Annotated in this window: 11 protein-coding genes; 8 read left to right on the top strand and 3 right to left on the bottom strand. The window is 72.3% G+C overall.

Annotated features, from left to right (window positions below; genetic code table 11):
- Positions 1-3 precede the first annotated feature (3 nt).
- The gene (locus VKV23_07335) at positions 4-1,053 is read right to left on the bottom strand and encodes a hypothetical protein (GenBank protein ID HLI15846.1); all 1,050 of its coding nucleotides are present in this window, start codon (positions 1,051-1,053) and stop codon (positions 4-6) included.
- 229 nt (positions 1,054-1,282) lie between these two features.
- Here VKV23_07335 and VKV23_07330 point away from each other — a divergent pair, with 229 nt between their 5' ends.
- The 6 genes from VKV23_07330 to VKV23_07305 all read left to right on the top strand — a co-directional run bounded on the left by VKV23_07330 (position 1,283) and on the right by VKV23_07305 (position 9,334).
- Positions 1,283-2,410: a hypothetical protein gene (locus VKV23_07330; protein ID HLI15845.1), complete on the top strand. Its 1,128-nt coding sequence runs from the start codon at positions 1,283-1,285 to the stop codon at positions 2,408-2,410.
- An 84-nt stretch (positions 2,411-2,494) separates the two neighbouring features.
- Complete coding sequence (locus tag VKV23_07325; protein HLI15844.1) at positions 2,495-3,868, top strand: hypothetical protein; 1,374 nt, start codon at positions 2,495-2,497, stop codon at positions 3,866-3,868.
- Between the two features lie 468 nt (positions 3,869-4,336).
- Positions 4,337-5,443 carry an ABC transporter substrate-binding protein gene (locus VKV23_07320; protein HLI15843.1) on the top strand — a complete coding sequence of 369 codons (1,107 nt, stop codon included), beginning with the start codon at positions 4,337-4,339 and terminating at the stop codon, positions 5,441-5,443.
- A gap of 327 nt (positions 5,444-5,770) precedes the next feature.
- Positions 5,771-6,643, top strand: coding sequence for an ABC transporter ATP-binding protein (locus tag VKV23_07315; GenBank protein HLI15842.1), 873 nt, complete (start codon positions 5,771-5,773; stop codon positions 6,641-6,643).
- Between the two features lie 104 nt (positions 6,644-6,747).
- Positions 6,748-8,385 carry a CocE/NonD family hydrolase gene (locus tag VKV23_07310; GenBank protein HLI15841.1) on the top strand — a complete coding sequence of 546 codons (1,638 nt, stop codon included), beginning with the start codon at positions 6,748-6,750 and terminating at the stop codon, positions 8,383-8,385.
- A 91-nt stretch (positions 8,386-8,476) separates the two neighbouring features.
- On the top strand, positions 8,477-9,334 hold the full coding sequence (locus VKV23_07305) for an ABC transporter permease (GenBank protein ID HLI15840.1): 858 nt from the start codon (positions 8,477-8,479) through the stop codon (positions 9,332-9,334).
- Positions 9,335-9,415: 81 nt separating this feature from the next.
- Here VKV23_07305 and VKV23_07300 read toward each other — a convergent pair whose 3' ends face one another.
- The gene (locus VKV23_07300; protein HLI15839.1) at positions 9,416-10,360 is read right to left on the bottom strand and encodes a zinc-binding dehydrogenase; all 945 of its coding nucleotides are present in this window, start codon (positions 10,358-10,360) and stop codon (positions 9,416-9,418) included.
- Positions 10,361-10,486: 126 nt separating this feature from the next.
- Here VKV23_07300 and VKV23_07295 point away from each other — a divergent pair, with 126 nt between their 5' ends.
- Entirely contained in the window at positions 10,487-11,284 is a 798-nt protein-coding gene (locus VKV23_07295; GenBank protein HLI15838.1) for an SDR family NAD(P)-dependent oxidoreductase, read from the top strand.
- A 29-nt stretch (positions 11,285-11,313) separates the two neighbouring features.
- Here the strand turns inward: VKV23_07295 and VKV23_07290 are convergent, their stop codons facing one another.
- Complete coding sequence (locus VKV23_07290; protein ID HLI15837.1) at positions 11,314-12,249, bottom strand: C-terminal binding protein; 936 nt, start codon at positions 12,247-12,249, stop codon at positions 11,314-11,316.
- Between the two features lie 70 nt (positions 12,250-12,319).
- Here VKV23_07290 and VKV23_07285 point away from each other — a divergent pair.
- Positions 12,320-12,571, top strand: a 252-nt coding sequence (locus tag VKV23_07285; protein HLI15836.1) for an aminopeptidase P family N-terminal domain-containing protein, incomplete at its 3' end; no start/stop codon positions are given.

The raw sequence follows: 12,571 nt of genomic DNA, 5'->3' as shown, positions 1-12,571 counted from the left end.
TTGCTACAGGTAGCCGCGCTCGCGCCAGAAGCGCTCCGCGACCGGGTGGAGCGGGACGTCGAGGGGCGCCTCGGGGAAGGTCCCGCACATCCGCTCGAGCGGCAGGGGACCGGGACCGTCCCACGGGATGCGGTCGAAGCGGTCGACGATGGCGACACAGAGCCGTTCGACGAGCTCCTCGCTCGCCTCGGCGTGGCAGAAGACCGCCCACCCGCTGAAGTCGATGGCCTGCACCTCGCCCACGAGGCCCGGGCACAGCTCCGGCGTGATCGTGGCGTGACGGTACCCGAGGGCGGTGAGCTTGGCGATCGTCTCCTCGCGCAGCGAGAGGAAGGTCATCCCTGCCTCGAGCGCCGGCCCCGCCCAGACCGGGAAGGCCTCGTCGAAGATGGCGTCGCGCTCGCCGGCGACCACCCCGCCCAGGCGGCCCGGCGCGTCGCCGAGGCCGGGGTCGTAGCAGACGCGCCCGCCCCAGCTCTCGAGGCGATGGAGCGGGCACCCTGCAGCGGCGAGGATGTCGGCGAGCACGAGGTGGATGGAGTGGTTTGGCTCCTGGCCCCGCAGCGACAGCCGCAGCGGGACCCGCTCCTCCGCGAGCTCCTCCAGGTAGGTGAGGCCGGTGCCGGCCTTCACGGCGAGGAGTACGAAGTCGCGCTGGGGCAGCACGGTGATCGCCCGCAGCGGGAGGGGGCGGCGGTAGGCGCTCGTGCCGCGGTAGGCGAGGGTGAGCACCACGGAGGGGTTGATGATCGCGAGGTCGGCCTCGCGCCGGGCGACCGCGTCGATGCCGGTCGGGTTGTCGCTGGCGAGGAACCGGGCGCGCCAGGCCGTCTCGCCCTGACGGCGCATGGAGATCTCGACCTGGTTGCCGAAGCTCGGCCTCTTGCGGTCCGAGATCATCGACGCGCAGGTCTCGAGCATGAAGAGCGACCGGATGGTCGGCGGCGCCTCGAAGCGTCGGACGCGTCGTCCCTGCTCGTCCATGTTCCCTCCGGGCTGTCCTCGGGTCGCCGCGGCGGCGCTCGACGCGCCCGCGGCCTGGCTCACCGCCATTGCAGCACACGCACCCGCCGAGCTCGTCCGCGGAGATCCGCTGGTCGAAACGCGACGCCAGGTCCAATGGGCGACACGGCGTCCTGTACAGCACGCGCCCTCAGCGCTATCTGTCGACGAGGGATCGACCCGCGCGGGGGACGGCGTCCGTGCGCCTCGCTCGGCGACGCGCGACGCTGCGGCTCGCGTGCCGCTCGCGCGCCACGCGCTTTTCGGAAGGAGGTTCGGCATGACCGCAGCGGCGCACTCGACGAGCCCCGGCACCACGGTCAAGCCCGTGACGGAGTACGAACGGTGGATGGCGGACCAGGAAATCCCCATCGTCTACGGCTTCGGCGTGGAGGACGTGCGGAGGATCGAGCGGTCGCACTGGGCCCTCCTCGGCTGCAAGGCGGCCTTCATCCAGCTCTACGGCATGGAGGCCTTCACGGGCATGTTCGTCGCCGAGCTCGGCCCCGGGGAGGAGACGCGTCCCCTGCGGCACCTCTACGAGCAGGTGATCCTGGTCTTCGAGGGCGAGGGCGAAGCGGAGGTCTGGGCGCCGGGCGCCGGTCCGGCTGAGCGCGATCGCTTCTCGTGGCAGCGCTACAGCCTCTTCTCCACGCCGCTCAACTGCTGGTACACGCTGCGGAACACCGGGCCGCGCCCGGCGATCTTCACGAGCGTGACGACCGCGCCGATGGTGCTCGACCTGTTCCACGATCGCCGCTTCGTCTTCGAGAACGACTACCACTTCTCCTCCCGCTTCGCGCCCTCGAGCGGCTTCAGCGCCCGGCACGAGCGCCTCGTCGCCGCCTCCGGCGTGCGTGCGATGCGCTCCAACGTCATCAAGGACGTCGTCGAGGTCCCGATCGACACGGACGAGCGCCGGGGGTCCGGCGTGCGGATCACGGCATTCGAGATGGCGGAGAACGTCCTCGCCGGGCACCTCGCCGAGTGGCCGCCTCGGCACCGCCAGAAGGCGCACTACCACAGCGCCGGCGCCGTGCTCCTCATCGTGCGCTCGGAGGGCTACACCCTCATGTGGCCGAGCCAGGTGGGGCTCCGTCCCTTCGAGTCGGGCCACCAGGACAAGGTCGTGCGCGTCAAGTGGCAGGTCGGCTCGGCGTTCTGTCCCCCGGACCAGTGGTTCCACCAGCACTTCAACACCGGTTCCGAGCCGGCGCGCCAGATCGCCATCCGCTACGGCAGTACCGACCATCCCGTCGGCTTCGCCGCCGGGCTGCGCATCGGCGCCGATCGGGACATCGTGCCGACCCGCACGAGCATCAAGGCTGGGGGGACCGCCATCGAGTACGAGGACGAGGACCCGAGGATCTTCGCCGAGTACCGCGAGATCGTCGGCGAGATCGAGTGAGCCCTCGGATCGCGCCGGGAGCAGGCCGGGCGGATCCCGGAGGAGTGGCGCTGGGCCGTCGCCGGGCGGCCGGCGGGGGAGGCGATGACGGTGTGTGAGGAGACCGCGAACCCAGCGCAGGCGACGGCCACCACGACGGTCGCTCGAGGCGAGCGGGCGACGTTCCTCGAGACGAGCGACCTGCTTGGCGTCGCCCGCTACCTCGTCCGCCACGAGGGGCGCCGGTCCGTCTCCGTGGGGTTCATCGGCTACGGACCGGTGCGGCGCGGGGACCGCATCCTGCTCGCCGTCGACACGGAGTTCGACCTCGAGGTGGTGGGGGCCATGGCCACGGCGCTTCGCGAGGCCGGCGCCTTCGTGGACGTGGTGCAGACGACGGCGGAGCCGGACCGGGAGTTCGAGCCGTGCGACGAGATCCGCGTCAGCATCCGCCGGGGGCACTGGCTCGACGACCCGAGGCGCTGGGAGGGCCTGCCGCGCATCGAGCGCCTCGCGGAGCGCGAGGGCTACGACCTCCTGATCCACGGCAAGGGCGGGCCCATCCCCCGGACGGCCTACCGCTACGAGCACTTCCCCTGGCTCGGCAGGGAGCACTTCCTCTCGCGCGCGTCGACCTTCCCGAACGACGTCCACCTGCTCGTCAACAACCTCGTCTGGGAACGCCTCCTCGAGGACGGGCCAGGGGGCAGCATCCACCTCACCGACCCCGAGGGGACCGACCTCAGGTACTCGCTCCTGCCGGGGTACTTCGACGGCCGGCACTCCAAGTTCGGCGTTCCCGATCCCGTCCTCGGCCACCTCCACCTCCACCCGCTGCCGCCGTTCCTCGAGTCCCACGACACCCGCGGCGTCATCGCCGGGACGACGAGCCACTTCGAGCGCGCCTTCCCGCGCATCGAGCTCGAGGTCGAGGGCGGGGTCGTCCAGGAGATCCGCGGCGGCGGCGCCTACGGCGACGGGTGGCGGGCGCTGCTCGAGGAGACCCGGTCGATCCTCTACCCCGGCTACCCGAGGCCGGGGATGTTCTGGCCGCTCGAGGTCGCGCTCGGGACGAACCCGAAGATCTGCCGCCCGTCGAACGTGAAGATGCGCTCGTCCGGCGGCTTCGAGTGGGAGCGGCGACGCGCCGGCGTGATCCACGTCGGCGTCGGGACGGCCTGGCGCTCCGAGACGGAGCAGTGGGCCGCGGCGAACCAGGTCCCCTACGGTCACCTGCACGTCCACCTGCTCTTCCCGACGATGGTGCTCACGACGGCGAAGGGGCGGGACGTCACGCTCGTGCGAGACGGCCACATCACCGCCCTCGACGACCCACGGGTGCGCGAGCTCGCGGCAGCGCACGGCGACCCCGACGAGCTCCTGGCGCTCGAGTGGGTACCGAGGATCCCGGGCATCTCCTGCGAAGGGTCCTACGCCGACTACGCGGCCGATCCGGCGCGCTACATCTACGCGGCATGAGCGCTGCGGGCGCCGGCCGCTCGCGCTGGCGCGGCGACCGGCGACGGCACCGCCTCGGAGGTGCGCAGCTCGCGGGCGACCCGCGTCGTCGCGCGATCGTGGGCCGGCGCGCGTCGTCGTGCGTGCTGGAGGGATCCGAGGTTTTCGTTCCGTTCAGTGGATTGCTGGTGGAGCCGTGCACACTCCACGTCTACGCTGCAGGAGAAGGGCAAGGCCATCCTTTCGTCACGAACCATGCACGATCTAGATGCGGTGAGCTACCGCGCGCCGAGACGTCGCCAGAGCTGCGGCGGCGGAGCTCGCCGCCGGAGTCGGCGTCCCTCGTTGCCAGGGATCCGTGACATTTTGATTCCGACTGAGTTACAATCACGTTAACGAAGGCTCAGAGCAGGCCACGTTGGCACCGAGCGTGGCCTCGGGGGGTGGTGCACCATGACCGTGCCGTCGAGTACGCAACCGAGGACGGCGGTGTCGCGCGGCCGCGCGCGCCGCGTCGGTCACCGGGGTCTCGTCGTGCTGCTGGCGGCGTGCACGGCGCTCGGCGCGCTCCTCACCTTCGCGCCCCTCGCGAGTGCCGCGAGCGGGCGGGCGAAGGCGCGAGGCGCGGCCGGACACAAGACGCTCGTCCACAAGAAGAAGGCGAAGCCGCGCTCGCTCTTCCCGGTGACGTTCGCGTTGCCGGGCGCCTCGGTCGACTGGGGCTTCCTCTACCTCGCGAACCGCGCCGGCTACTTCCGCGACAACGGCATCAAGGTGACCTTCGACACGGTGTCGGTCCCAGCGATCGTGCCGGGCCTCGTCTCGGGCACGTTCCAGGCCACCCCGCTCACCGGCACGGTCCTGCGTGCCGCCCTCGGCGGCGCACCGGTCGTCGACGTCATGACCGTGGAGAACCGCGACGACGCGGGCCTCGGCGTCGCGCCCGGGATCAGCTCCGTCGCGCAGCTCGCCGGCAAGACGATCGTCACCTCTCCGGTCGGGTCCTCGCCCTACGTCACGTTGAAGCAGCTGCTCGTGAAGGCGGGCGTGTTCGGGAAGGTGAACATCCTGTCACTGGGCACGGAGACGGCTCAGGAGACGGCCTTCATCTCGGGCCAGGCCCAGGCGATCTTCCTCTCCTTCGACAACGTCGTCACGGCCGTGTCCAAGGTCCGGGGCGCCAAGATCCTCGTCACCCCGCTCCAGGCCGGGCCGACCGGTGGGTACTCGGGTCTCGCCGTGTCGAGGTCGTTCCTCGTCCAGCACGGCACGGTGGTGCTGGGCCTCATCAAGTCGATCCTCGAGGGCGTGAAGCTCGTGCTCACGCAGCCGGCGCGCACCGAGAAGCTCATCCAGTCGCTCTTCGGCTACACCAAGGCGCAGGCGAAGCTGCTCTACAACGACATCATCCACGTCTACCAGCTCAACCCGGTCCCGACGAAGGCGGAGCTCGCGAACGACGCGGCGCTCACGAGCCTGTCCACCGGCAAGTCCCTGAGCGAAGCGGACATCGCCTCGTTCTGGTCGACGACGATGGCAGCGCGGGCGTACAAGGAGCTCGGGTGCCCGAAGCTCTGCGCGCCGAGGCGCTCGTGACCGGATCCGGCTCGTGGGCGGCAGCGCAGCAGCGCGGCCGTCGGAGCGACTTCCCGCGGCGCGCCGGGAACGGCGGCGTCGGAGCTCGAAGGCGGCTCGGGCGGTGCGCGCCGGCTCCCTGAAGGGACGGGGCGCGCACCGGTGCCGATCCCGGCGGACGGGACGCCCGGCCGAGCCAGGACCGTCGGGGCGCCGGCCCTCGCGACGGGTGCCCGCCATCCGCGGGCACCCGTCGTGCGCGCCGCGTCCGGAACGAGCCGATGTAGAGTGCTGCCAGCGGGTGGTGGTACGGCTGTACCAGGACGCGGCTCCCGAGGCGCCGAGGCGATGAGCACGGGCGTGCAGAGCGGCGACAGCGCGATCGCGCCGGAGCGCTACGACGGCGCCCAGCCGGGAGGCGCCTCGCGTCGCAGCGGCCTCGTCGTGGAGCGCGTCGGCATCGAGTACTACGTGCCGCGCCACGAGAGCTGGTACCAGGCGGTGCAGGACGTGTCGTTCACCGCGGACCGGGGATCGTTCGTGTCCGTGATCGGGCCGACCGGCTGCGGGAAGTCGACCCTGCTGCGCGCCGTCGCGGGGCTCGTCCCCTACGCCCGCGGCTCGATCACCTGGAACGGCGAGCGCGTCACGGGCCCCGCGAGGACCTGCGCCGTCGTGTTCCAGTCGCCGGCGCTCCTGCCGTGGCGCAGCGTCGCCCGCAACGTGGCGTTCGGCCTCGAGGCCCGCCGCCTGCCCCGCGACGAGATCGACGAGCGGACGACGCAGATGCTCGAGCTCGTCGGCCTGGCGGCGTTCCGCAACGCGTACCCCCACGAGCTCTCCGGCGGGATGCAGCAGCGGATCAACCTCGCGCGCGCGCTCGCCGTCGACCCCGAGCTGCTCCTCCTCGACGAGCCGTTCTCGGCGCTCGACCGCCAGACGCGCGAGCACATGGGCGACGAGCTGCTGCGCATCTGGGAGCAGACGAGGAAGACCGCCGTGCTCGTCACCCACCAGATCGACGAGGCGGTCTACCTCTCGGACAAGGTCGTCGTGCTCTCGCCCGGTCCGCGCAGCACCGTCCGCTCGATCGTCGAGGTCGACCGGGACCTGCGCCGCAACCCCGCCAAGCGGCACAGCCTGGAGTTCACCGAGGTCGTCGAGTCGATCTGGCAGGTGCTGCGAGAGGGATGGTTCCAAGCGGAGGCGACTTCGGGTTGACCCCGACGGAGGAGACCGCCCGGTCGGCCGCGGCGCCGTCGCGCCGGCCGCCGCAGGGGAGCGTACGCGCCCGACCGCGGGCGTGAGGCCGGCGAGCTGAGGCGATGGCTGCAACGCGCCGGCCGGCGTGGCTCCCCGAACCGATCGAGCTCGAGGTGACCTCGCGCTTCGGCACGGTGGTGCGCGCCGACGCCTACCTCCCCGAGGGCAGCGGCCCGTTCCCGGTGCTGCTCGCGGCGTCCCCGTACCAGAAGGCGCTCATCGGGCTCCCCGCCTACTGGGCGTTCCCCTTCCGCGAGACGGGGCCGATCGACCTGTACCTCGAGCGCGGCTACGCCTTCGTTGCTGTCGACGTGCCCGGCACGGGGCGCTCGGAGGGCGCGTGGGACCTCGTCTCGCGTGAGGAGGGGCTCGCCGTGCACGACGTCATCGAGACGGTGGCCACCCAACCGTGGAGCACGGGCCGCGTCGGCATGATCGGCCAGTCGGCGTTCTGCTGGAGCCAGTGGAACGTGGCGCGCACGTGCCCGCCGCACCTCGCCACGATCGTCGCCTACGACGGCGCGACCGACATGTACCGCGACTGGATGTACCACGGCGGCATCCCGACGACGAACTTCGTGTCGAACTGGTACACGAGCGTCCTGAGCCGCCACCAGGACCAGGGCCACGACGTCTTCGGGAGCGATCGGTACAAGCTGATCGCGAACATCTTGTCCCACCCCTTCGACGACGAGTGGCAGCGGCGCCGCGCGCCCTTCTGGGAGCTCGACCGCGTCACCATCCCGGTCCTGTCCATCGGCTGCTGGGGGAAGGCGGGCCTGCACCTGCGCGGCAACGTCGTCGGCTTCAACCGCGTCGCTGGCCCGCGCAAGCTGCTCGTCGTCGATGCGATGAGCTCGCGGGAGGCCTTCCAGCTGTACTCGACGCGCTCGTTCCACGAGGCGGAGATCCTCCCGTGGTACGAGCGCTACCTGAAGGGGGTCGAGACCGGCGTGGAGGACCTCCCGCCCGTCCGCTACAAGATCCCCGGCCGGCCGGGCCTGCGCACGGCTCGCTCGTGGCCGCCCGAGGACGCGCAGGTCGTGACCTGGTTCCTGTCGGGCGAGCGGTCGGGTGCGCTCCGGTCGCTCAACGACGGCAGCCTCGTCGACGAGGTCCCGGAGCGCGGGCCGGACGCGACCTCATGGTCGTACCCCGACGAGCGGTGGATGCTCGGCACGACGACGATCGAGGAGGGAGCGCTCGACCACCTCGCGCGGGTGAACACGTTCGCCTCGGGCCCGTTTCGCGAGGCCTGCGAGTTCACCGGCGACGGCAAGGTGGTCCTCTTCGCCTCGAGCGACCAGCAGGACTTCGACGTGGCCGCCAAGCTGAGCGTGGTTCCCGCCCACGGCGACCAGCGCGGCGCGCGCCGGGTCGCCGCGGGGTGGCTGCGCGCCTCGCACCGCGAGCTCGACCCGAGCCTGAGCACCGACCTGCGGCCGTTCCACCGCCACGAGCGCGCGCTGCCGGTCGAGCCGGGGGAGGTCTACGAGCTCGAGATCGAGCTCCTGCCGTACTCGTTCGTCGTCTCACCCGGCGAGCGGCTGGTGCTCGAGCTCTCGAACGCGGATTCGCAGGTGCTCGACTACGTGCAGATCATCTACGGGGAGAAGTGGGGCACCGACACCTACCACCACTCCCGCCGGTACCCGTCCCGGCTCGTCCTGCAGCGGCGCCCGACCGAGGAGGGGCCGTGACGGTGGGCCGCCGCGCGCACGCGGGACGAGTCGAGCGGGCAGGAGGGCGGTCCGTGTCGGGGATCGACCGAGCGAGGGGGAGGGCCGCGTGATGGCACGTGCCGGGTCCATGGCCGCAGAGCAGCTCCTCGGGCAGGGCGAGCCGCGCTACGCCTCGGCGCTCGAGTCCCGCGGCCGGCCGAGCTTCTACCGTCGCCACGAGCGCGTCCTGCTCGGCCTCGCGAGCATCGTGGTCGTCATCGCCGCCTGGCAGGTGTGCTCCGACCTCGGCGTGGTGAACCCGCTCTTCGCGAGCTCGCCGTCGCTCGTCGCGCGCGCCGGCTACCACTACGTGACGTCGGCCGCCTTCGGGCGCGACATCGGGGCGACGGGCCTCGCCTTCGCCATCGGCTTCGCGCTGTCGGTGGTCGCGGGCGTCGTCATCGGCTTCGCCATCGGCTGGTACCGGCGGGTGAACTACGCCCTCGACTACCTGATCAGCTTCGCGTACGCGGCGCCGCGCATCGCGCTCATCCCGATCATCATCGTGTGGTTCGGGATCGGGGTGAAGGCGTCGGTCGCCATCGTGTTCCTGCTCGCGGTGTTCCCGGTCCTCGTCAACACCGCGAACGGCGTGCGGACCGTCGACCCGACCTTGGTCGAGATGGCTCGCTCCCTCGGCGTGAGCCGCTGGGACATGTTCCGCACGGTCCTGCTGCCGGCGGCCGTGCCGTCGATCATGACCGGCATCCGGCTGTCGGTCGGCCTCGGCCTCGTCGGCGTGATCGTCGCCGAGTTCCTCGCCTCGACGGCGGGCATCGGCTACATGATGAGCAACGCAGCGTCGAACTACGACACGACGAAGGTCTTCGTCGGGCTCGTCATCATGTCGGTCCTCGGCGTCGTGCTCACCGAGCTCTTCAAGCGGATCGAGCACTACTTCGACCGCTGGCGCCCCGCGGGCAGGTAGGCGCGCCCGGCATCTCTGCGAGCCGCGGGCCGGCGCGCTCCGCGTGGCGGCGCGACCCGCCTCGCCCGCGTGCTCGGTCGCTCAGCGCCGGACGAGGACGATCTTGCCGAGCTTGCCGCGGGCGAAGTGCTCGTAGGCGCGCTCGACCTCGCCGAAGGCGTACGTCGCCTCGACGAGGACGCGCACGCGTCCCGCGGCGAGGAGCGGGAAGACGTGGTGCTCGAGGGTGCGCGCGAGGATCGCCTTCTCCTCGAGCGACCGGCTGCGAAGCGTCGAGGCGAGGATCCGTCCCCGCCGCGCCATGAGCACCCGCAGGTCGAGCTCGCTGCGGGCGCCGGCACCGACGCCGATGACGACGACGCGCCCGCCCGTCGCGAGCGCATCGAGGTCGCCGGGGAGGTTCACCGCGCCGACGAGCTCGAGGACCACGTCGTAGGGGCCGCGGGAGAACGCGCCGTCCGGTCCGACCGCCTCGGCGCCGAGGCTCGCGACGCGCTCGCGCAGGTGCTCGGCGCGCACGCTCGCCACGACGCTGGCACCCGTGGCCACGCCGAGCTGCACCGCCGCGGTGCCGACGCCGCCGGCCGCGCCGTTGACGAGGAGGCGGTCGCCCGCGCCCAGCTGCGCCTGCGTGAACAGGGCGTCGTAGGCGGTGGCGAAGACCTCGGGGAAGCCGCCGGCCGCCTCGAGGTCGAGCTCGGCGGGGACCGGGAGCGCGACGCGCTCGTGGAGGACGGCGAGCTCCGCCTGCGCGGCGCCCTCGGCGAGCCCCATGACGCGGTCTCCGACGCTGAAGCGGCGCACCGAGGACCCGGCGGCGACGACGACCCCGGCGAGCTCGAGCCCGGGGACGTCGGCGGCAGCCCGCGAGCCCGGCGGCGGCGGGTAGCGGCCCGCGACCTGGAGGAGGTCCGCACCGTTGAGCCCTGCGGCGCGGACCTCGACGAGGAGCTCGTCGCTGCCGAAGCCCGGCTCGGGCCGCTCTGCCCAGGCGACGCGTCCACCTGAGATGACGACGGCGTGCACGCGGCCACGCTAGCCGAGCGCGGCGAGGCGACAGCCTTGCCGTGCGACCGACCCACTCCTACGATGACCGGCGGCCAGGACCCGCCTCGCAGGTCGTGCCGGCCGAGCTCGCGTGGGGAGGGCGCCATGGGGGTTGGTCCGTCCGAGGAAGCGGCCGGGCGCTGGTCGTCCGGGTGGGATGGCCGAGGGCCGGTCGTCGCGATCACCGGCGCGAGCAAGGGGATCGGTCGCACCCTGGCCGTCGGGCTGGCGAGGAAGGGCGCGCGCGTCGGGATCCTCTCGCGCGACGTCGAGAAGATGGCGGCCGTGCGCGCCGAGGTGGAGGCGGCCGGTGGCGAGGCTGTTGCCGTGCGCACCGACGTGACGGACGAGGCCTCGGTGGAGGCGGCGCTCGACGAGCTCACGGCCGCCTTCGGACCGGTCACCGGCGCCATCGCGAACGCCGGCATCACCGAGGTCGGGCCCGCCGAGAAGATGAGCGCCTCGACGTTCCGCCGGGTCGTCGACACCAACCTCACGGGGGTGTTCATCACCGCCACCGCGGCGGGCCGGCGGATGCTCGACGGCAGCGGCGGCTCGATCGTCCTCATCGGCTCGACCTTCGCCAGCTCGGCGATCGTCGACTGGGCCGCCTACTCGGCGAGCAAGGCCGGCGTCCTCCAGCTCGGCAGGGTGCTCGCCCTCGAGTGGGCGAAGCGGGGCGTGCGCGTCAACATGGTGTGCCCGACGGCGGCGCTCACCGACCAGAACCGCGCGCTCATGCAGGACGAGTCGTTCCGGGCGGGGATCGTCTCGCGCATCCCGATGGGGCGCCTGCTCGAGACCGAGGAGCTCGTCGGCCCGGTCGCCTTCCTGCTGAGCGACGAGGCCTCGATGGTGACCGGCCAGGCGCTCTACGTCGACGGCGGCTGGACGCTCCCGTGACCCCGGCGCGAGCGCGCCGGTCCGGCCCGTCAGCGCACGGGGTAGTCGGGCGGCTCGCCGGAGAGCACCTTCACGACCTGGGTCGCCGCCTTCACCTGTGACTCGGCGAGCGCCTCCTCGGAGTAGAAGGCCATGTGCGGCGTCGCGAGCAGGTTCGGCACCGCCGGGGAGGGGAGCGTCGGCGGCTCGGTCTCGAACACGTCGAGCGCGGCGCCGGCGATCTCGCCCGCCTCGAGCGCGGCGCGCAGGGCACCGAACTGCACGAGCGGTCCGCGGGAGGTGTTGACGAGGACGGCGCTGCGCTTCATGCGCGCGAGCTCGTCCGTGCCGATGAGGCCCCGTGTCGCCTCGGTGAGCGGGCAGTGGAGGCTCACGACGTCGGAGCGCGCGAGCAGCTCGTCGAGCTCGACGAGGCGGGTTCCCGGCGGCGGTTCGCTCAGGAAGGGGTCGTAGGCGAGCACCTCGGCGACGAGCGGGCCGAGCGCGCCCGCCACCCAGCGGCCGATGCGTCCGGTGCCGACGAGGCCGAGGACGAGCGTCGAGAGGCGCCGGATCGGCCGCACCCCCTCGATCCCCCAGCCGCCGGCGGCCACGATGGCGGCGCCCGCGGGCACGCGGCGCAAGAGCGCGAGCACGAGGGCGACGGTGTGCGCGCCGACCTCCTCGATGCAGTAGTCGGGGACGTTGGTGACGACGATCCCGCGCTCGGCCGCCGCGGCGAGGTCGATGTTGTCGACGCCGATGCCGTAGCGGGCGATGACCCGGCAGCGTTCGAGCCCTTCGATGAAGGCGCGGTCGAGCGGGTAGTAGGTGGTGAGGATGGCGTCCGCGCCGGCGGCCGCCTGGAGGATCTGCGCGCGCTCGCCGCTCGCGACCTCGAGCGTGGCGTCGATCGTCGCCAGCAGCTCGCGCTCGGTGTCGACGCTCGGGAAGACCTGATCTGTCAGGACGACGCGGTAGCCCACGGGACCCCCAGCTCTGTCGCGGCGATCCGGCACTTTATAGGATTGCCCGCACCCGCGGGAAAGGAGCGCCATGGCCTCGTTCGGCACGGTCGGGATGGACTGGCAGGAGCGCATCAACTGGGCCCGCATGCGCGAGTACCGCCTCGGCCGGGCACGCGAGGCGATGCGCCGCCACGGCCTTGGGGCGATCCTGTGCATGTACGACGAGAACGTCCGCTACATCACCTCGACGCTCACCCCGGGCTGGAACCGCCTGAAGCCGGGGCTGCGCTACGCGATCTTGGTCGAAGGGCGCGAGCCGATCCTCTACGAGCAGGGCGAC

The organism is Acidimicrobiales bacterium (assembly GCA_035294085.1).
Lineage (GTDB): Bacteria > Actinomycetota > Acidimicrobiia > Acidimicrobiales > Bog-793 > DATGLP01.
This window is presented reverse-complemented; position numbering and strand designations above follow the sequence as displayed.